The 19,149-nt window shown below is 70.6% G+C and carries 21 protein-coding genes; 6 read left to right on the top strand and 15 right to left on the bottom strand.

From position 1 onward, the window contains the following. Positions 1-30: 30 nt before the first annotated feature. The 14 genes from T398_RS15510 to T398_RS15575 are packed head-to-tail and all read right to left on the bottom strand — an operon-like array spanning position 31 to position 12,904. The gene (locus tag T398_RS15510; protein ID WP_496447688.1) at positions 31-444 is read right to left on the bottom strand and encodes a DUF5130 family protein; all 414 of its coding nucleotides are present in this window, start codon (positions 442-444) and stop codon (positions 31-33) included. Next, entirely contained in the window at positions 431-736 is a 306-nt protein-coding gene (ctaJ, locus tag T398_RS15515) for an aa3-type cytochrome oxidase subunit CtaJ (protein ID WP_496447690.1), read from the bottom strand. The genes T398_RS15510 and ctaJ overlap by 14 nt, the downstream gene beginning before the upstream one ends. A 53-nt stretch (positions 737-789) precedes the next feature. After that, entirely contained in the window at positions 790-2,256 is a 1,467-nt protein-coding gene (locus T398_RS15520; protein WP_496447692.1) for an amidase, read from the bottom strand. After that, positions 2,253-3,338: an amidohydrolase family protein gene (locus tag T398_RS15525; RefSeq protein WP_496447694.1), complete on the bottom strand. Its 1,086-nt coding sequence runs from the start codon at positions 3,336-3,338 to the stop codon at positions 2,253-2,255. Before T398_RS15525 ends, T398_RS15520 begins: the two co-directional genes overlap by 4 nt. Next, positions 3,338-3,862, bottom strand: coding sequence for a 3-hydroxyanthranilate 3,4-dioxygenase (locus tag T398_RS15530; RefSeq protein ID WP_496447695.1), 525 nt, complete (start codon positions 3,860-3,862; stop codon positions 3,338-3,340). Before T398_RS15530 ends, T398_RS15525 begins: the two co-directional genes overlap by 1 nt. Beyond that, complete coding sequence (locus tag T398_RS15535; protein ID WP_496447697.1) at positions 3,859-4,323, bottom strand: RidA family protein; 465 nt, start codon at positions 4,321-4,323, stop codon at positions 3,859-3,861. The genes T398_RS15530 and T398_RS15535 overlap by 4 nt, the downstream gene beginning before the upstream one ends. Then, positions 4,320-5,093, bottom strand: a complete 774-nt coding sequence (locus T398_RS15540) for a 2-keto-4-pentenoate hydratase (protein WP_496447699.1) — start codon at positions 5,091-5,093, stop codon at positions 4,320-4,322. Before T398_RS15540 ends, T398_RS15535 begins: the two co-directional genes overlap by 4 nt. Further along, positions 5,090-6,145 (bottom strand): 4-hydroxy-2-oxovalerate aldolase, encoded by a 1,056-nt coding sequence (gene dmpG, locus T398_RS15545; RefSeq protein WP_496447701.1) that lies wholly within the window; start codon positions 6,143-6,145, stop codon positions 5,090-5,092. The genes T398_RS15540 and dmpG overlap by 4 nt, the downstream gene beginning before the upstream one ends. Then, a complete protein-coding gene (locus T398_RS15550; protein ID WP_496447702.1) occupies positions 6,142-7,068 on the bottom strand; it encodes an acetaldehyde dehydrogenase (acetylating) in 927 nt (308 codons plus the stop codon). Before T398_RS15550 ends, dmpG begins: the two co-directional genes overlap by 4 nt. After that, positions 7,065-7,862 carry a 2-keto-4-pentenoate hydratase gene (locus T398_RS15555; protein ID WP_018216671.1) on the bottom strand — a complete coding sequence of 266 codons (798 nt, stop codon included), beginning with the start codon at positions 7,860-7,862 and terminating at the stop codon, positions 7,065-7,067. The genes T398_RS15550 and T398_RS15555 overlap by 4 nt, the downstream gene beginning before the upstream one ends. Beyond that, a complete protein-coding gene (locus tag T398_RS15560) occupies positions 7,859-9,340 on the bottom strand; it encodes a 2-hydroxymuconic semialdehyde dehydrogenase (protein ID WP_496447831.1) in 1,482 nt (493 codons plus the stop codon). Before T398_RS15560 ends, T398_RS15555 begins: the two co-directional genes overlap by 4 nt. Before the next feature lie 20 nt (positions 9,341-9,360). Then, complete coding sequence (locus T398_RS15565) at positions 9,361-10,698, bottom strand: FAD-dependent oxidoreductase (RefSeq protein WP_496447703.1); 1,338 nt, start codon at positions 10,696-10,698, stop codon at positions 9,361-9,363. Beyond that, a complete protein-coding gene (gene kynU / locus T398_RS15570) occupies positions 10,698-11,987 on the bottom strand; it encodes a kynureninase (RefSeq protein ID WP_496447705.1) in 1,290 nt (429 codons plus the stop codon). Before kynU ends, T398_RS15565 begins: the two co-directional genes overlap by 1 nt. A gap of 20 nt (positions 11,988-12,007) precedes the next feature. After that, entirely contained in the window at positions 12,008-12,904 is an 897-nt protein-coding gene (locus tag T398_RS15575; RefSeq protein WP_496447707.1) for a tryptophan 2,3-dioxygenase, read from the bottom strand. A 162-nt stretch (positions 12,905-13,066) separates the two neighbouring features. Here T398_RS15575 and T398_RS15580 point away from each other — a divergent pair, with 162 nt between their 5' ends. The 3 genes from T398_RS15580 to T398_RS15590 all read left to right on the top strand — a co-directional run bounded on the left by T398_RS15580 (position 13,067) and on the right by T398_RS15590 (position 15,044). Next, positions 13,067-13,543, top strand: a complete 477-nt coding sequence (locus tag T398_RS15580; RefSeq protein WP_496447709.1) for an Lrp/AsnC family transcriptional regulator — start codon at positions 13,067-13,069, stop codon at positions 13,541-13,543. Positions 13,544-13,689: 146 nt separating this feature from the next. Beyond that, positions 13,690-14,160, top strand: a complete 471-nt coding sequence (locus T398_RS15585) for a hypothetical protein (protein WP_496447832.1) — start codon at positions 13,690-13,692, stop codon at positions 14,158-14,160. 11 nt (positions 14,161-14,171) lie between these two features. Further along, positions 14,172-15,044: a class F sortase gene (locus T398_RS15590; protein ID WP_496447711.1), complete on the top strand. Its 873-nt coding sequence runs from the start codon at positions 14,172-14,174 to the stop codon at positions 15,042-15,044. Between the two features lie 72 nt (positions 15,045-15,116). Here T398_RS15590 and T398_RS15595 read toward each other — a convergent pair whose 3' ends face one another. Then, on the bottom strand, positions 15,117-15,650 hold the full coding sequence (locus tag T398_RS15595) for an HNH endonuclease (RefSeq protein WP_496447713.1): 534 nt from the start codon (positions 15,648-15,650) through the stop codon (positions 15,117-15,119). 300 nt (positions 15,651-15,950) lie between these two features. On the opposite strand from T398_RS15595, the gene T398_RS15600 reads away from it, so the two are divergent. From T398_RS15600 to T398_RS15610, 3 genes are all read left to right on the top strand, one after another. Beyond that, positions 15,951-16,994: a mechanosensitive ion channel family protein gene (locus tag T398_RS15600; RefSeq protein ID WP_496447714.1), complete on the top strand. Its 1,044-nt coding sequence runs from the start codon at positions 15,951-15,953 to the stop codon at positions 16,992-16,994. A gap of 272 nt (positions 16,995-17,266) precedes the next feature. Next, positions 17,267-18,646, top strand: coding sequence for an MFS transporter (locus tag T398_RS15605; protein ID WP_496447716.1), 1,380 nt, complete (start codon positions 17,267-17,269; stop codon positions 18,644-18,646). Beyond that, positions 18,643-19,131 (top strand): globin, encoded by a 489-nt coding sequence (locus T398_RS15610; protein ID WP_496447718.1) that lies wholly within the window; start codon positions 18,643-18,645, stop codon positions 19,129-19,131. Before T398_RS15605 ends, T398_RS15610 begins: the two co-directional genes overlap by 4 nt. Positions 19,132-19,149: the final 18 nt, after the last annotated feature.

The following is a 19,149-nucleotide window of genomic DNA, read 5'->3' on the forward strand; positions in this document are numbered from 1 at the left end:
ACCGACCCGGGCCGAGTGCTTGCCGGGGTGTCAGCAGCCCTTACCGGCGTGGCTGGCCAGTTGGTCCAGGCCGGTGACGATGCCACCGGTCAGGTCGCCGCCCCCGAAGGCGGCCACCATCGACAGCGCGGCGAGCCGCACGTACGTGTCCGGGATGCGCCGGCGGGCGTGCTGGCCGGTGACGATCTCCAGTTGCCGCTGGTTCGGCGAGATCGCGATCAGGACCGACCGGTCGGGGTCGGCGAGCTGGCGGTGCCGCCGCTCGGCGTCTTCCCGGACCGGCTCGTCGAGGCCACCGACGAAGATCGAAAAGGTCAGCCCGGTGCTCCCGTCGGCCAAGCGCATGGCCTCGTCAACGCGGAGCAGCTGGCGGGTCGAGAACGGGCCGTCCAGCTCCGGCGGGGCCGCCGTCTCGGACGACGACTGCAGCTCACCAACGGTCACTTGCGCCTCCGGTTCCACCGGCCGGCGCCTGCTGGCCGGCCTGCTCCTGCTTACGGCCCGTCAGCGCGGGCGCCTGGGCACCGGCGGTCAGTACGGTGCCCGCCGAGTCGGCCAGCACCTCCGGACTACTCAGGAACCAGACCGGAGTGAAGTCGAAGGGCCGGCCGGGCCGGTAGCGCTTGCCACCGCCACCAGCGCCGCGGCTGCTGGCGGCGTATGCCACACCAGCGATTACCAGCGCTGCCACCGCCGGGATTCCGACGAAGACCAGCAACGTATCGGTTACAGACAATCCCAACGCCCCCAGGCGAAAGAGAGACCAGGAATCCGGGTCGGGGTGGACGGTCAGGTGGACGATTCCCCGACTCCGCTTGTGGTATTCACGTTAGCGGAGCCAACCGCCCGCCAGATTGCGGGGTGGCGATCCCACCCCCCACTGAGCTGCTCCAGCTGGGCGGCGGCGGCGAGCAGCTGCGCGTCGTTGCCCAGCCGGCCGTTGAGGAGGACCCCGACCGGTAGCCCGTCGGCGGTGGTACCCACCGGGAGCGACACCGAGGGGTCACCCGTGACATTGAAAATTGCACAATACGGTGAGAAACGACGTTGACGGTCAAAGTCGTCCTCTGGGTTACGAACATCGGTAAACCAGCCCACTGGTGCCTGCGGTGCGGCGAGGGTGGGACAGAGCAGCAGATCGCAGCCGGCGGCCCGGCGGATCCCGAGCCGGACCTGCGCCTGGAGCTCACCGAGCGCGGCAGTGAGGCTGGCAGCGGAGATCGCCGCCCCGCGGTCCCGCAGCAACCGGGTCAACGGCAGTAGCTGACTCTCTCGCTCGGGCGGCACCGGGGCGAGCGAGAGCACGTACCAGACGGTCTCGAACAGCGGCCACGCCGTCGGCGTCAACGGCGGCGGCACCTCGACCACCTCATGCCCGGCGGCGGTGAGCAGGGCGGCGGCCTGGTCCACGGCGGCGACACAGTCCGGGTGGACGGGCTCGTCGGCGAGCATCGGGGTGGTGAAGCGGCCGATCCGCAGCCGGCCCGGCGTGGCGGTCCGGGCCGCCGCCAGCCAACCCCCGGCCGGCGGTGGCGGCGCCAGGTAGGGCTCACCGGGAACCGGCTGCGCCAACACGTCGAGCAACGCGGCCACGTCGGCCACGGTCCGCCCGATCGGGCCGCTGGTCGGCAGGCCGTAGGCCCCGAAGCCGACCGGACCGCCGGAGACCACCCCACGGCTGGGCTTGTAGCCGACCAACCCGCACAACGAGGCCGGAATACGCAGCGAACCGCCGCCGTCGGAGCCCTGGGCCACCGGAAGGAGACCGGCCGCCACCGCCGCCGCCGCACCACCGCTGGAGCCGCCGGCGGTGTTGGCGAGATCCCACGGGTTACGGGCCGGCGGGGCGACCCGCCCTTCCGAGTAGAGCGAGCAGCCCAGCTCGGAGGTGGTGGTCTTGCCGAGGCTGACCAGGCCAGCGGCCCGGATGAAGCGGACCACGTCCGCGTCGACCGGCGGTACGAAGTCGGCGAAGGCAGCGGAGCCGAAGGTCGTGCGTACACCGGCGGTGAGGGTCAGATCCTTGATCGCCGTGGGCACGCCGTGCAATGGGCCGCGGGCCGTGCGCGGAACGGCGTCCGCCGCGTCAGCGGCGGCGAGGGCCAGCTCCGGGGTCACGGTGACGAACGCACCGACGGTGTCCCCGAGCGCCGCCACCCGGGTCAGCTGGTGCTCGACCAGTTCCCGGCTGGTCCGCTCGCCGCTGGCGATCGCGGCGGCCTGCTCCAATGCGGTCAGATCGTGCGGCTCGGTCATGCCGTAATCCTGCCCGCTGCCCGATCGGGCCGCTGCCCCGACAGGCCGTACGGGTCGGCCGCGGTGGGTTCGCCCTGCCCCCCGGCAGCGAGAAAGCGCAGCGCGTTGCCGCCGAGCAGGCCGGCCCGTTGGTCCGGGGTGAGGAAATCGGAGCGGTGCACGACCGCACCGACCGGCCGCTCCCCCAGTGGATACGGATAGTCGCTGCCGAGCAGCACCTGGTCGACACCGATCGTGTCGACCAGCAGCCGCAGCGCCGCCGGTTCGAACACCACCGAGTCGACGAAGAAGCGGTCAACGTACGAGCTGGGGGGCCGGGTCGAGGCGCCGCGGACCAGATCTCCGCGACGGTGCCAGGCGTTGTCCGCGCGGCCCAGCCAGAACGGGAAGCTGCCACCGCCGTGCGCGAAGCAGATCCGCAACGTCTCCGGCACCCGGTCGAAGACCCCGCCGAGGATCATCGCCAGCACCGACAGGTGGGTCTCGGCCGGCATCCCGGTAAGCCACCGCGCCATCCACCGATCCAGCCGCGGCCCGCCGGGCATGTCCCACGGGTGGACGAGGACCGGCGCGCCGACCTCGGCGCAGTGGGTGAGGAACTCGACGATGCCGCCGTCGTCCAGGTCGAGGTCGCCGACGTGGTTGCCGATCTCCACCCCGGCGTGCCCGGCGGCGAGACAGCGGTCCAGCTCGGCGCTGGCGACCTCCGGGTCCTGCAACGGCACCTGGCAGAACGGCACCAGCCGGCCGGCTCCGGCCGCCGTGATCTCCAGCATGCGGTCGTTGAAGATCCGCGCCACCCTGACGGCCTGGGCGGCCGGGCGGTCGTAGCAGAAGAAGACGGGCGTTGGCGAGACCACCTGCACGTCGACGCCGTCGGCGGCCATGTCCGCCAAGCGGATCGCCGGGTCCCAGCACTCCGCGCCGACCGGGCGGAACTCCAGCTCACCGACCATGATCATCGCAGCGCGCTCGGAGTCGACCCGCAGCCAGGGCCAGCCAGAACCACCGCAGGCCGCGGCGAGGTCCGGCCAACCCCGCGGTACGGCGTGCGAGTGCACATCGATGACCGGGGTACCCATCAGCCCTTGCCCGGATGCAGCGTGCCGCACTTGTCGCAGGTCCGCGCCGCCTCGTCGGCGTAGAAGGCGGCGAAGACCGGGGGCAGGTCGGCGGCGATGTCCCGGACCTGCAACTCCACCTCGTGCACCTTGTTGGCGCACTCGGGGCAGTACCACTGGAACCGTTCCAGGGTGCCCTCCTCGCGGACCCGCTCGATCACCAAACCGATCGAGCCGGCCTCCGGCCGCTGCGGCGAGTGCGGAACTGCGCGCGGCAGCATCCACATCTGCCCCTCGCGGATGTGCACCGTCTGCGGCCCGTCCGGGAGCATCAGGTTGACGTGCATGTCTCCTTTGACCTGGTAGAAGAACTCCTCGTACGGCTCGACGTGATAGTCGGTGCGCTGGTTCGGCCCGCCGACGACCATGGTGATGAAGTCGGAACTGCCGGGGAGCAGTTCCTTGTTGCCCACCGGCGGCTTCAGCAGGTGCTGGTTATCCGCAATCCAACCGGGGAAGCTGAACGGCTCAGCTATCTCGCTCACAACGGACCTCCTTCGGGGCGCAGGGCGACGGCCTGCATTTCGATCAACAGGTGCGGGTGCGGTAGCTGGTGGACCGCCACCGTGGTCCGAGTCGGCCCGCTCGCGTCGAAGAACTCCGCCCACACCTCGTTGTAGCCACCGAAGTCGTTCATGTTGACCAGGTAGCTGGTCACCTGCACCAGGTCGGCCAGCCCGGCACCGACCGGCTCGAGCAGATCCCGGATGTTCGCGATCACCGACCGGGTCTGGGCCCGGATGTCAAGGTTGGTGGTGCCGAACTCGTCAACGGCGACACCCGCGAAGGTGTTGTCCGGGCGGCGGGAGGAGGTGCCGGAGATGAAGATGAAGCCACCGGCCACCTTGACGTGCGGGAAGGCCCCACGCGGCACGGCCTTCCCGGCCACGACCCGGGCGGCTGCCCGCCCACCGGGGTCCAGCGCCGGTGCCGCCCCGCCGGTCACGCCGCCGCCCGCAGCGACGCGGCGCCGAGCTTCTCCACCACCGCACGGACGTGCGCGCCGGGTCGCAGCGCGACGGCGGCCGTCGCGGCGCCGGCCAGAAAGACCCAGCCCGGGTGGAGCCGAACCCCGTGCTGGCCGGCGAGGCGGACCCCCTCGTCGAAGGCACGACGTGGGTCACCCAGGATCGCCGCGGTCGACCCCACCTGGGCGACCTGGCCATCGATCTCCAGCAGCACGCCAAGGTTGTCCAGGCCGTCCGGAACCGGGCACCACGGCCCCACCACGAAGGCCCCCGCCGACGTGTTGTCGGCGATGACGTCCGGCAGCGAGAAGGTGAAGTCCGCATACCGGGAGTCGATCAACTCGATGGCCGGGGCGACCGCGCGGACCGCGGTGGCGAACTCCGCGACCGGCTCGCCCGGCTCGGGCTGCCGGTCCAGCAGGAAGGCCACCTCCGGCTCCACCCGGGGATGGATGAAGTCTCCGACCGAGACGGTCCCGCCGTCGGCGACCCGCATCCGGTCGGTGAGCCGGCCCCAGATCACCTCGTCCACCCCGACCTGAGCCATCTTCGCCTTACTGGTCAGCCCCATCTTGAGGCCCACCAGCTGCTCACCCCGGTCCAGCCGGCGCCGCACCAACTCGGCCTGCACCGCGTACGCGGCATCGACGTCGAGCCCGGTCTCGGCGGCGAGCTGGCCGATCGCCGTACCCCGGTCGGCCGCCGCGACCAGTTGACCGGCGATCCCGGCGATATCTGCTCCGATCACGTCTCCTCCTTGCCGGCCAGGTCCAGCGCCACATCCACGATCATGTCCTCCTGGCCGCCGACCATCTGGCGCCGGCCCAGCTCGACCAAGATCGAGCGGACATCCACGCCGTAGCGTTCGGACGCCCGCTCGGCGTGCCGCAGGAAGCTGGAGTAGACACCGGCGTAGCCCAGCGAAAGCGTCTCCCGGTCCACCCGCACCGGTCGGTCCTGCAACGGCCGGACCACGTCCTCGGCTGCGTCCATCAACGCGAAGACATCGCAGCCGTGCTCCCAGCCATGCAACTCGGCGACCGCGACGAAGACCTCCAACGGCGCGTTACCCGCGCCCGCGCCCTGCCCGGCGAGGGAGGCGTCGACCCGGACGGTTCGGCCGGCCGGCGCGTCCAGCGGCCCATCGCCGAGGACCCGGCCGTGCTCCACCGCGACCACGCTGTTCGCCACCCCGAGCGAGAGGTTGTGGTGGGCGTGGATGCCGATCTGCGTCTCCGGTTCGAGCACCTGACGGTAGGCGTCGATGCGCTCGGCCACATCGGACATCAGCAGCCGACCGCCGGAGTCGGTGACGTATACGCAGTGCGCCCCGTACGACTCCATCAGCTTGGCCTGCCCCGCCAACGCGGCCGGATCGTTCATGTGGGCCATCATCAGGAACCCGGAGACGTCCATCCCGTTCTCCCGGGCCCAACCGATGTGCTGGGCGGAGATGTCGGCCTCGGTGCAGTGGGTGGCGATCCGCACGCTGGTTACGCCGAGGTCCCGCGCCGCCCTCAGGTCGGCGATGGTGCCGATTCCGGGCACCAGCAGCGTGGTCAGCCGTGCCGACGTCAGCACCTCGGCCGCCGCCGCGATCCACTCCGCGTCGCTCGCCGCACCATGCCCGTAGTTGACACTCGACCCGGCCAGCCCGTCGCCGTGCGCCACCTCGATCGCCGCGATTCCGGCGACGTCGAGCGCGGTGGCGATCGTCCGCACCTGGTCAACGGTGTAGCGGTGGGCGATGGCGTGCATCCCGTCCCGCAGCGTCACATCCTGGAGGTAGAGCTGGGTCATGCCGGTACCACCCGCCGGTCGATCAGCCGCTCCGCGGTGCGCAGCGCGGCCGAGGTCATGATGTCCAGGTTGCCCGCGTACGTGGGCAGGTAGTGCCCGGCCCCGGAGACCTCCAGGAACGTCGAGACCTGCAGGGCGGTGAGGCGCCGACCGAGCGCCGGTAGGTAGCTGTCCACCCGGTCGAACTGCACATCCTGCTTCAGGCGGTAGCCGGGGACGTACTCCTGTACGTCCCGGACCATGTCGGCGATGGCGGTGGCGATCGCGGCGCGGTCCGCATCCGGGTCCGGGCAGAGGCAGTACACGGTGTCCCGCATCAGCAACGGCGGGTCAGCCGGGTTGAGCACGATGATGGCCTTGCCCAACTCGGCGCCGCCAACCACCTCGATCGCCCGGGCGGTGGTCTCGGTGAACTCGTCGATGTTGGCCCGGGTGCCCGGCCCGGCCGACTTCGCGGAGATCGAGGCGACGATCTCCCCGTACGCGACCGGGCTGACCCGGGCGACGGCGGCGACGATCGGCACGGTCGCCTGTCCGCCGCAGGTGACCATGTTGACGTTGGCTTCCCGCAGGTGTTCGTCCAGGTTGACCGGCGGCACCACGTACGGCCCGACCGCGGCGGGGGTCAGGTCGACCACGGTCCGACCGTGGGCGCGCAGCACGGCGTCGTGGTGTCGGTGCGCCCCGGCGGAGGTGGCGTCGAAGACCAGCTCCACATCGGCGAACTCGGGCAGCGCCACGAGCCCCGCCACCCCTTCGGCGGTGGTGGTGACACCGAGTCGCCGGGCCCGAGCCAGCCCGTCGGAGTCCGGGTCGATGCCCGCCATGGCGACCATCCGCAGACTGTCGCTGAGCCGCAAAACTTTGATCATCAAGTCGGTCCCGATATTCCCGGAACCGAGCACTGCCACCCCGACGCTCACTCCTCGACCTCCTTCGCGAAGCAGGTACGTACCGATCCGAGGCCGGAAATCCGCGCCTCATATGCGGCGCCGGGCGTCGCCGGCACCAGCGGGCCGAGCGCCCCGGAGAGCACCACGTCGCCCGCCCGCAGCGGATCGCCGGAGCGGGCGAGGGTCCGGGCCAGCCAGGCCAGCGCGTGCAGCGGGTTGCCAAGGCAGGCCGCCGCGGCACCGACCGAGACCGGCTCGCCGGCCTGCTCCAGCACCATGCCGGCGAGCCGCAGATCCACATCGGCGAGCCGGCGGGGCGTGGTACCCAACACGAACAGCCCGCTGGAGGCGTTGTCCGCGATGGTGTCCACGATGGCAATATCCCAGCCGGCGATCCGGGAGTCCACAATCTCGATCGCCGGCAACAGGTGATCTACCGCCCGGGTCAGGTCGGCGGTGGTGATCCGCTCGTCCGGCAGGTCCGCGCCGAGCACAAACGCGATCTCGGCCTCCACCCGGGGCTGGAGCAGCCGACCAGGCGGCACCTCCACCCCGTCGGGCACCGCCGTGACCTCGGTCAGCACCCCGAAGTCCGGCTGGTAGACGCCGAGGCTCTCCTGCACCGCTGCAGAGGTCAGACCAATCTTGGCGCCGACTCGCCGGTGCCCCTGCCGCAGCCACTGGCGCACCTGCGCCTGTTGCACGAGGTACGCCGAGTCAATGTCGCCGTCCGGGATGAGCCGCCCGCGCAGCGGAGGGCAGGGTTTGCCGCTCTCCCGAGCCTCGATGAGCTCCCGGGCGGCGGTCTCGTAGTCGACAGTCATGTCAGGTCCACACAGACGTTGGTGAGCTCGGAATAGAAACCCAGCGAGTGAATGCCGCCCTCCCGGCCGACACCGGACGACTTCACCCCGCCGAACGGGGTACGCAGATCACGCAGATACCAGGTGTTGACCCAGACGATCCCTGCGTCCAGCCGGGCACCGGCCCGGTGGGCCCGACCCACGTCCCGGGTCCACACCGCCGCCGCCAGGCCGTACTCGGTGCCGTTGGCCAGCGCGTACGCCTCCTCCTCGTCGTCGAAGGGCGCCACGTGCACGACCGGGCCGAAGATCTCCTCCTGGTTGGTCCGGGCATCCGGGCCGAGCCCGGTGAGTACCGTCGGTTGGATGTACGCGCCGCCGTCGCGGGCGTCGCCGAAGCGGGGCGTACTCCCACCGGCGAGGACCTCCGCCCCGTCGGCGCGGGCCAGCTCGTAGTGGCCGAGGACCTTCTTCCGGTGGGTGGGCGAGATCAGCGGCATGTTCATCGTGGCCTCGTCAACGGGCCAACCGTACGACAGCTCGGCGGCCCGCTCGGCCAGCCGGGCGGTGAACTCCGCGAAGACCGGACGCTGCACGTAGATGCGTTCGGTGCAGAGGCAGACCTGGCCACCGTTGGTGAAGCTGGACCGTACCGAGCCGTCCACCGCCGCCGACAGGTCGGCGTCGGCGAAGACCAGCCCGGCGTTCTTGCCACCCAGCTCGAAGGAGACCGCCTTCACCCCGTCGGCGGCGGCCCGCATGATGGCTCCGCCGGTGGTCGACTCGCCGGTGAAGGTGATCGCGTCGACGTCGGGGTGCCGGGTGAGGAACTCCCCCGCCGAGCCGGCTCCGAAGCCGTGCACCACGTTGAAGACGCCCTCGGGCACGCCGGCAGCGGCCATCACCTCGGCGAGCAGGGTCGCCGAGGCGGGTGTCTCCTCACTGGGCTTGACCACCACCGCGTTGCCGCACGCCAACGCGGGCGCGACCTTCCAGGTGAGCAGGAGCAACGGCAGGTTCCACGGGACGATCACGGCGACCACGCCGACCGGCTTGCGCAGCGCGTAGTTGAGCGCCCGACCACCGGATGGGGTGCGGGTACTGAATGACTCGGTCGGGGTGGTCGCGGCGATCTCGGCGAAGGCACGGAAGTTGGCCGCACCGCGCGGGATGTCCAGCGTCCGGGCCTGCGAGATCGGCTTGCCGGTGTCGGCCACCTCGGCGGTGACCAGGTCATCGAAGCGGCGCTCCAACTCGTCGCCGACCCGGAGCAGCACCTCGGCGCGCTCTCGTTCGCCGAGGCGGCCCCAGGGGCCGCGCAGCGCGGCACGGGCGGCGGCCACCGCGTCGTCCACGCCGGCCTGATCCGCCGCAACAACCTCGAAGAGCGGCTCCCCGGTGACCGGGCTGTGCTTGGTGAAGCGACGGCCAGTGGCAACGAACTCACCAGCGATGAAGTTGGGCAGCAGGGCCGGCCCGTCCGGTGCCCGGCCCGTCATCTGGCGCGCATCCCACCGGGTCATCCGCGCCTCCCTCGGCGGAGCGCCGCCCCGACCACGCCGGCCAGCAGGGCCGCTGCGCCACCGACCGCGACCCCCAGCAGTTGGTGCTGGCGACGGACTCGACGGCGCACCTGCGCGTACGGGGTGGTCGAGAAGGAGACCAACTCGTACCGGGACACGTACCGGCCGGGTAGCGCCCGCTCCAGCGTCTGCTCCACCCGTCGGCTGAGCTGGAACAGCGGCGAGGCGACCCGGTCGCGCATCTCGACGAAGTTGGTCAGTGCCATCTGGGCGATCGCCTCGGCGTTGTCCTGCCGGCGGCGTTGGAACAGCGGTAGCGCCGCGGACCAGTCGTCGGCACACTCGTCGAGGCAGCGGTCCAGCTCCACCACGTCCTCGAAGGCACAGTTGGCGCCCTGACCGTAGAACGGCACGATGGCGTGCGCCGCGTCGCCGAGCAACCCGACTCTCCCATTCGCCTGCCAGGGGTCACAGCGGACGGTGCCGAGGACCCCGACCGGATTGTGTAGATAGTCGTCAACCAGGTTCGGGGCGAGGGGAAGCAGGTCCGGGTAGTGCTGCGCGAAGTGTTGCTCGATCGCCGCCGGGCTGCCCAGTGCGGCAAAGCTCGCGGTGCCGTGGGTGGGCCAGAAGAGCGTACAGGTGAAGGAGCGGTCCGGGTTCGGCAACGCGATCATCATCGAGGTGCCCCGCGGCCAGATGTGCAGCGCCTCCGGGTCGAGCGCGAAGGCTCCGCCCACCGGCGGAATGGTCAGCTCCTTGTAGCCGTAGTCGAGAAAGTCCAGACTCTCCCGCAGCAGGCCGTGGCCGAGTAGCTGGCCGCGGACCGCCGAACCGGCGCCATCCGCGCCCAGGACCACCGACGCGATATCAACGACCTTCCCCGGCGGGGTTTCGAAAGTCATCTCTCCGGTTGCCGGGTCAAGATCCACCAACCGGTGGTCGAAGGCGACCCGCACGCCCGGCAACGCGGCGGCCGCGGAGAGCAGGGCGTTGTTCAGCGCCCCCCGACTGATCGAGTTGATCGCCCGGTCCCCGGCCGCGCTGTAGCCCTGAAACTGCTGCTCGCCGGCCACCGGGTGAATCATCCGGCCCCGCATCGGCAACGCGTCGGCCAGCACCCGGGTGTCCAGGCCGATCCGGCGCAGCGCGTCCAGCCCTCGTTCGGAGAGCGCCAGGTTGATGGAGCGACCCCGCTCCACCCGACCGGCCCGGGGGTCGGGGCGGCGTTCGTAGAGGGCGACCGGATAGCCCCGCCGGGCCAGGAAGGCGGCGAGCAGGCAGCCGGAGAGTCCGGCACCGACGACGGCGACCTCAGCGCGCTCTGTACTCATCAATGCACCTCCACCGTGGCGGCCAACGCGTCGGCCACCCGCCAGCAATCGTGGTACGTCGAGTAAAGCGGCACCGGTGCGAACCGGACAACATCTGGCTCCCGCGCATCTGCGACAACCCCGTGCTCCAACCGCAGCCGCTTCGCCAGATCCGCGGCGCTCCCGGTGCCGATCCGCACTGACAGTTGCGCGCCCCGGCGGGCCGGGTCGCGCGGAGTGACCACTGCCAGGGGCCGCCCCGGGGTGACCTGGTCCAGCAACCACTCCAGGTAGCCGGTGAGCCGGACACTGCGCTCCCGCAACGCCGTCATGCCGACCGAGTCGAAGAGCTCCAACGACGTGCGTACCGGCCCCATCGCGAAGATCGGCGGGTTGGAGACCTGCCAGGCCTCCGCCGTCGCCGGTGGTCGGGCCACCGGCGACATCTCGAACCGGGTAGCCGCCTCGGTACTCCACCAGCCCTCGAACCGGGGCAGCGTCGGATCGGCGAGGTGGCGCTCGTGGACGAACACCCCGGAGAGCCCGCCCGGCCCGGAGTTCAGGTACTTGTAGGAGCACCAGGCCGCGAAGTCGACATCCCATTCGTGTAGGGCCAGTGGCACGTTTCCCGCGGCGTGCGCCAGATCCCATCCGACCACCGCACCGGCCGCCCGACCGGCTGCGGTGATCTCCGGGATCTCCATCAGCTCGCCGGTCAGATAGTTGACGCCGCCGAGCAGCAGCAACGCGATCGTGTCCCCCTCCGCCGCGAGCAGGTCAAGCACGTCGGCCGTACGCAGGGTGTCCTCGCCGGTACGGGGAGCCAGGCGCAGCACCGTGGTATCCGGGTCAAGGCCGTGGAACCGGGCCTGGCTCCGGACGGCATAGCTGTCCGAGGGAAAGGCGCTGTCCTCGATGACGATCCTGGTGCGGGTACCGGTCGGCCGGTAGAAGCTCACCATCAGCAGGTGCAGGTTGACGGTGAGGGAGTTCATCACCACCACCTCCGCCGGCCGGGCGCCGACCAGCCGGGCGGCCGGCCCGGTCAGCAACTCGTGGTAGGGCAGCCACGGTCGATCGGCCGCCAGGTGTCCCTCCACCCCGAGCCGGCGCCACGCCTCCAGATCGGCGAGCAACTCGTCCCTGGTTGCCCGGGGTTGCAGGCCCAGCGAGTTCCCGGCCAGGTAGGCCGCCTGCTGGAAGCGGCCGCCGTCGGCGGGGGGTACGTGGAACAGGTGCCGGTGGCCAGGATCAGCGGTGTCCAGCCGGTTCGCCGCCTTCTCCTCCTGGTTCAGCTCTTCCTTGTGCATACGGTTTGCTCCGCTCCCGCTCACATCTCGGTCCGGGCTGACCACAGCTCCGGGAAGACCACCCGGGCCATGCTCCGCTGCAGCCAGGCCAGGCCGGCGGAGCCACCGCTGCCGACCTTGGCGCCCATCGTCCGCTGCACCGCCTTGACGTGATTCCAGCGCCAGTCGCCGAACCCCTCGGCCACCTCGGTCAGCGCCTCGCCGAGCAGCCGAAACTGGTCGTCGGGGCGACCGGCGTAGATCCGCACCCAGGCCGCCTCCACCGCCGGATGCGGCTGGTGCTCCGCGGCGACGTCCCGACCGAGGAGCACCGGAGGAAGGTCGTGACCGTGCCGGGCGAGCAGCGCGAGCACGTCGTCCCAGAGGCTGGGGGCGTTCAGGGCAGCGGTCAGTTCGGCATGCACCTCGGCCTGCCGACGGAACGGGCGGATCAGGGCCGGATCGCGCAAGCCGAGCAGGAGCTCGACGTGGCGGTACATCGCCGACTGGAAACCGGAGCCCTCGCCGAGGAGATTACGGAACCGGTTGAAGTCGGCGGGAGTCATCCAACGCAGGCTCCGCCAGGCGGCGTTCAGCCCTTCCAGGTGTAGGGCGGCACGACGCAGCGGCGCCTGGGTGTCCGGAATCCGGTCCGCCCGCAGCAGCCGCTGTGCCTCGCGCAGTTCGTGACAGGTCAGATTGAAGTACAGCTCCATGATCTGGCTGGTCACGAGGAAGGACATCTCGCCCGGGTCGCTACTCAGCGGAGTCTGCAGCCGGTGCAGGGTACTGGCCTGCACATAGGCGTCGTACGGAATCCGCCCGGTGAACTCCAGGGTCGGCTCACCGCCGTTGTGGGCCGCTCGCTTAGCGCGTTGCCGCGGAGTTACCGGCCGTACCTCCGTCGGGGTGGCCGCCCGTACCTCTGTTCGTTCCACCAGTCCGCTCCCTCCGCTCGAGCCGGCCGTACTGCGGTAGCGGTCATGATGTCGCGGCAGACGGCACCAGTGGAATGCCGAGACAACGGCTGTCCCGGCCGTTCACCTACCAAACCGAAGGCAATACCCCAGATCTGGTTGGAGAACGTAAGATTCCCCAGTGTGGACGAGATGGACTGGGCCCTGCTGCGTGAACTGCAGGCCGACGCCCGGCTGTCGTACAGCGAGCTATCCCGACGGGTGCACCTCTCCCCACCGGCGGTAGCCGAGCGGGTACGTCGGCTGGAGGAATCCGGCGTCATCACCGGCTACCACGCACACGTGGACCCGGCCCGAGCCGGGCGAACGGTGGTCGCGCTGATCCGCATGTCCTGCTACGGGGCCCGCTGCATCCTCAACATCCCGGAGATCACGGGCTGGCCGGAGGTCATGCAGATCCATCGGATCACCGGCGACGCGTGCAGCATGCTGACCGTCACCGCCGGCTCGATCGAGGAGTTCGAGGCGGTGATTGATCGACTCGCTCCGTACGGCCAACCGTCCAGCACGATGGTGCTCTCCACGCCGCTCGGCTGGCGTCCGGTCACACCAGCTGGCTCCACGGACAGCGAACCGGCCCCGTCCCGCCGCCGCCGCTGAGTGCCCGCTCGGGTTGACCGGGAAGGCCGCCGAGCGTCCACGAGGGTTTGCCCGGAAACCAGCGGGAAAGCAGGCCGCGGTACCCGGGGAGGGTCCGGTGGTCGGCACCGGGAGGGGGAATCATGCGGGGTCGTCGCGTACTCGCCATGCTGGCTCTGGTGGCAGCGTTCGTCCTGTTCGGGGGCGCACCTGCCAGCGCCGGCGAGCACACCTTCATCGAGGTCACGCCGAATCCGGCACAGGCGGGCACCCGCGTCGATCTCCGGGCCAGCTGCGACCGGGACAACAACCGTCAGGCGACGGTGCACTCAGGTGCCTTCGATGGCCAGGTCTTCCTCCGGCCCGACAACGGTTTCCTCACCGGCCACGCCACCATCCCGAGCAGCAAGGAGGCCGGCGACTACCGGGTTGACCTGCGCTGCGAAAACAACAAGACCGCCAGCACGACACTGACAGTGCTCAACATGTCCCAGCCGACGAAGGGCCCGGCGACCGGTAGCGGTGGCACCGCCGTCGGTAACACCGGCTCCTACCTTCTGGCCGGGGGCGTGGTGGCGGTGGCGCTGGCCATCGGCTTCGGCTTCTTCGGCAACCGCCGCACCGGGAACGGCGCCTGACCCGACCCATCATGGCCCGAGCAGACAGACGGAGGCGACAGCAGGCGGCGGATGCTGCCCGCGCGGCGGGCAGTGGCAGGGTCCGCGCGGGCAGCCGGCGGGCGGTGTCGGCCGCCGGCCGGCTGGCCGCCGGGACCGCCCGCCGGCTACGCCGGGCCGCCGGGCAGGCGTCCGCGGCGAGCGTCGTCACCACCGACCCGGCCACCGAGCCACTGCCCCCACGTCCGCGCCAGCGGTGGGTACGGGCCCGGCGGCAGCTGGGGTTCTCCCGCAGCCCCGGGATACCCGTACTGGCTATCGGGGCCCTGATGATGTTGATCATCGCCATGCTCGGGGTGGAACAGGTGACCGGCATCAGCGTCCTCCCGGAGCGGTTCACCGCCGGCCTGCGACCGCCGCCGAAGAAGTTCCCGGTGCTACCAGCGAGCGATCCGGTCGCGGTCGAGATCGATGCCATCGACGTCACCGCCCCGGTGCACAGCGTGGGGCTGGCACCGGACGGCACCATCGCGGCGCCGGACGCGGCTCGCGCCCAGGAGGCGGGCTGGTACGACCAGGGTCCCACGCCCGGGCAGTACGGTCCGGCGGTCCTCGTCGGGCACGTGGACACCGACACCGGGCCGGCGGTCTTCCAGGGGCTGCGTAACCTCCGTGCGGGAGACCGGGTCGAGGTGGACCGGACCGATGGGCAGGTCGCGGTCTTCGAGGTCAACTCGGTGGAGCGGTTCGCCAAGGAACGATTCCCGACCGACCAGGTGTTCGGGGACTTCGACCGACCAAACCTACGGCTGGTGACCTGCGGCGGACAATGGGTTGGTGGCCAGACCGGCTACGCCGACAATGTGGTGGTCTTCGCCTCCCTGGTCGAGGCGCGGAGCGGCTGAGCCGCCGGCGCGGCCACTCTGGCGGCTCCGGGCTCACGCGGTGCCTCAGGCGGCTCCGGGCTCACGCGTGGCTCAGGCCGCTTCGGGCTCGCGCAGGTCGAGCCAATCGACCCAACGCGGGTCGGGGGGTCGGTGCCCGAGGACCCGCCACGCGATGCCTTTCGGCGCCATCGGCGTGGCGGGGAGCCGCCAGCCCAGTTCGGCCGGCGTCTTGTCGCCCTTGGTGTGGTTGCACCGGCCGCACGCCGCCACCACGTTCTCCCAGGAGTGCCGACCACCCCGGCTCCGCGGGAGGACGTGATCGATGGTCTCCGCCGGGCCCCGGCAGTAGGCGCACCGCCACCCGTCCCGCGCGAAGATCGCCCGCCGGGACAGCCCGACGTGAGCCCGAAAAGGCACCCGGACGAAGCGGGTGAGCCGCACGACCGAGGGGACCGGCAGCGAGTTGCGGGCACTGTGCAGGACACCATCACCATCGGTGACGCAGACAGCCTTAGCGGTGAGCACCAGGATGGCCGCACGTCGGACCGATACGACGCACAGGGGCTCGTAGGTGGCGTTGAGGACCAGCGCGCCCGAGCCCACTGTGGGTCGTATGTCAGGCATCGCGCTCACCCCTCCGGTTCAGCGCCCCTCGCTAGTGCCACCGGACGGAAGCGGGCGCAGCGACCCACCGGCCGGACGTCGAGCCAAATCATCGCCGTCCGTGCGCCAATCGTCCCTGATAAGGCTCGGGATTGCACGCGTTAATCCGGGGTACCCCGCGGGAGGCTTTCTGGCGACGACCTGGCCCGGGACCACCGGCAGCGGTGCGCAATCACCGCACCGACACTGCGCGCCAAGGCCGTTTGCGGTCGCCGGCGGGCCGCACGCGGCGACCGGAGCCGGCTGCGGTACGAAGGCAGGGTGGATGCCTCCATTGTTTCGGCCGCGATCGCCGGCTCCCTCACCACCGACGAGCCCAACGCGAAATGTCTTCAGGAGCCGCTCTGCGCCGCCCTGCACGACCTGACCGGCGCCGCGTGGTTCGCCGAGGGCAGCTACTGGATCTTGATCAAGCCCCTCCGGATCGCACTGATTCTGGTGCTGGCCCTGATGTCCCGATGGCTGATCCGCCGAGCCATCAGACGACTCGTCCGCAGCACCAGCAGCGCGGGCACGCCCACGATGCTGCGACCGTTGCGAGAGCGGATCCCCACCCCGGTCACCCAGCCGGGTGAGTTCGTACCAGAGCGACGCCGACAGCGCACCGAGGCCATCGGCTCGGTGCTACTCAGCCTCTCCACGGCATTTATCTTCGGCATCGCGTTGCTGATGGTGCTCAAGGAATTCAGCTTCGACCTGGCGCCACTGCTCGCCAGCGCCGGCATCGTCGGGGTGGCCCTGGGTTTCGGCGCGCAGAGTCTGGTGAAGGACCTGATCGCCGGGCTGTTCATGCTGATCGAGGACCAGTACGGCGTCGGGGACACGGTCGACTTCGGTGAGGCGACCGGCTTTGTGGAGTCGGTCGGCCTGCGGGTGACGACGGTACGCGACGCGCGCGGAGTCCTCTGGTACATCCGCAACGGAGAAATCATCCGGGTCGGCAACAAGAGTCAGGGCTGGGCGCTGGTCGTGGTGGACCTACCGATCGGCTTCGCCAGCACCGAGGAGGCGACAGCTGTGCTACGGGACGCAGCCGCATCGGTCGCGGTGGACCCGGACCTGGCCGCGGAGGTCATCGAACCGCCTGAGGTGCTGGGTGTCGAGCAGATGACGATGGACGGCGCGGTGATCCGCACCGTGGTGAAGACGACGGCGGACGGTCAGTTCGCCGTCGGACGGGAGCTACGTCGCCGGCTGGCGGGTGCACTGGAGAACTCCGGCTTTACCGATAAGATCGCCGCGGCCCGGTTCCCGGGCCTGCCGGTGCAAGCATCCCGGATGGGCGGCACCAGTGGCACGCCGTGACCAAAGCGGCACGTTCGGTCGACCACCGCTTCGCCTATCCTCTTTTCGTTCCGTCGGCGATCCGACGATCAACCATTTCGCCGTGGCTGGTTGCCGGCGAATCCGGCAGAATCCGATACAGCTCCCCGGCAGCGGAGGAAATTCCCCTCGCTGATCGGCGAATCGGACGATGCTTCCCGGCTCGGCACAAAAGGAGTGCCTGGTCCGGGAACGATGGAGGCGATGTGCCCAACGGCCGACCTTCTCCAACCCGTCCGGCCACATTCAGGGAGGTGTTCGCCCAGCGCGAGTACCGATTTGTTCTGACGGCCGGAGTCCTCTCCTGGGTTGGTGACTATCTCGCGAAGGCTGCGGTGGCCCTCCTGGTCTACCGGGAGACCGAGTCAGTAGCCCTCTCCGCGGCGGCGTTCGCCATCAGCTACCTGCCCTGGCTGGTCGGCGGTCCACTGCTCGCGGCCGTCGCCGAGCGGCATCCGCACCGAACCGTGATGGTCACCTGCGACCTGATCCGGATGGTGCTGCTGCTGGTCATCGCGGTGCCCGGGATGCCGACTCCGCTGGTCTTGGCGCTCCTCTTCACCGCCACCCTCGCCAACCCGCCGAGTCAGGCCGCCCGGTCGGCACTGCTGCCACGGATCCTGGCCGGTGACCGCCTCGTGGTCGGAGTCTCGATCAACGCCAGCGTCGGCCAGGCCGCGCAGGTGGTTGGCTATCTGGCTGGCGCGGCGATCGCGGCGACCAGCCCCACCCTCGCCCTGCTGATCACCTCGGCGACCTACGCCGTTTCCGCCACGCTGATCCGTCGCGGGGTGGTCGCCCGACCAACGGAGATGCAGGCTGCGCACCGCAGCAACCTACTGCGGGAGACCGGCGAGGGATTCCGCATCGTCTTCGGCCAACCCGTGCTACGTGCCATCGCGATCCTCGTGTTCAGCGCCATGCTCTTCTCCATCGTCCCGGAAGGGCTGGCGGCGGCGTGGGCCGGCCAGCACGCCGACGACATGGACAAAGGCCTCGCCCAGGCCATCATCATGGCCGCCGTCCCGGCCGGGTACATCCTCGGCGGCCTGGTCATCGGCCGCCTGGTCGCACCGGCCCGACGGATCGCCCTGATGCGTCCGCTGGCAGTGCTCGCTCCGCTGCTTCTGGTTCCCACCCTGCTCGACCCGTCACCACTGGTGGTGGCGCTGCTGGCCGCCGGGTGCGGATTCGCCGTCGCCGGGCTGCTGCCAACGGCCAACGGCCTGTTCGTCCAGGCGCTACCGGACGGCTACCGAGCTCGCGCCTTCGGTGTCATGGCCTCCGGCACACAGGTGATCCAGGGCCTGGCGGTTCTGGTAACCGGGCTGCTCGCCGAACGGTTCTCCATACCGCTCGTGGTCGGCCTCTGGAGTAGCGCCGGGGTACTACTGATGACCGTCGCGGCGCTGTCGTGGCCGAGTCAGGCGAGGGTTGACGCCGCGGTCGAGGCGGCTTCGGGAGCTGCCGTACCCGATCCGGCGCCGGCACCGCCCGCCCCCCGGGCAGGATCTTCGGCTGTCGACCGCCCCGGGGACCAGCTGGTCGACAGCCCGGGCGAAGGCCAGCAGGACGCCCAGGAACGGCATCGCAACACAGTGTCCGCGCCGGGTCGGAGGCAGGCCGGTACGTGACCCGGCCCACGTCCGGCCGGCGGCGGACGGCCACCGAAACCTGGCAGGATGGAGCCGTGCATCCCGCAGGTGAATCCGGCAACCCCGCCTCCGCAACGAGTTTCTTCGCTGCGGTTGGCGGCGAGCCCACCTTCCGTAAGTTGGTGGATGAGTTCTATGCGGGCGTCGCCGACGACCCGCTGCTGCGGCCGATGTATCCAGAGGAGGATCTGGGGCCCGCCGCGGAGCGGCTCACCCTGTTCCTGATGCAGTACTGGGGCGGGCCGAACACCTACTCCGCCCAGCGGGGACACCCGCGACTGCGGATGCGGCACGCACCGTTCCGGATCGGGGCGGCGGAACGGGACGCCTGGCTACGGCACATGCGGCAGGCCGTGGATCGACTGGACCTGCCACCGGAGCTCGCCACCGCGCTCTGGGACTACCTGGAGCGGGCTGCGTATTTCATGGTGAACGCCCTGGAGGACCCGGCCGCATCGGCGTGACCCAGCAGACCCGGGCGG

The organism is Salinispora goodfellowii (genome assembly GCF_059570675.1).

Excerpts from the sequence above, each read along its gene's own strand:
- T398_RS15520 (WP_496447692.1), bottom strand. The coding sequence starts at position 2,256 with ATGACCGAGCCGCACGATCTGACCGCATTGGAGCAGGCCGCCGCGATC.
- T398_RS15525 (WP_496447694.1), bottom strand. The coding sequence starts at position 3,338 with ATGGGTACCCCGGTCATCGATGTGCACTCGCACGCCGTACCGCGGGGT.
- dmpG (WP_496447701.1), bottom strand. The coding sequence starts at position 6,145 with ATGACCCAGCTCTACCTCCAGGATGTGACGCTGCGGGACGGGATGCAC.
- T398_RS15555 (WP_018216671.1), bottom strand. The coding sequence starts at position 7,862 with ATGACTGTCGACTACGAGACCGCCGCCCGGGAGCTCATCGAGGCTCGG.
- T398_RS15560 (WP_496447831.1), bottom strand. The coding sequence starts at position 9,340 with ATGACGGGCCGGGCACCGGACGGGCCGGCCCTGCTGCCCAACTTCATC.
- T398_RS15565 (WP_496447703.1), bottom strand. The coding sequence starts at position 10,698 with ATGAGTACAGAGCGCGCTGAGGTCGCCGTCGTCGGTGCCGGACTCTCC.
- kynU (WP_496447705.1), bottom strand. The coding sequence starts at position 11,987 with ATGCACAAGGAAGAGCTGAACCAGGAGGAGAAGGCGGCGAACCGGCTG.
- T398_RS15585 (WP_496447832.1), top strand. The coding sequence starts at position 13,690 with ATGCTGGCTCTGGTGGCAGCGTTCGTCCTGTTCGGGGGCGCACCTGCC.
- T398_RS15590 (WP_496447711.1), top strand. The coding sequence starts at position 14,172 with ATGGCCCGAGCAGACAGACGGAGGCGACAGCAGGCGGCGGATGCTGCC.
- T398_RS15595 (WP_496447713.1), bottom strand. The coding sequence starts at position 15,650 with ATGCCTGACATACGACCCACAGTGGGCTCGGGCGCGCTGGTCCTCAAC.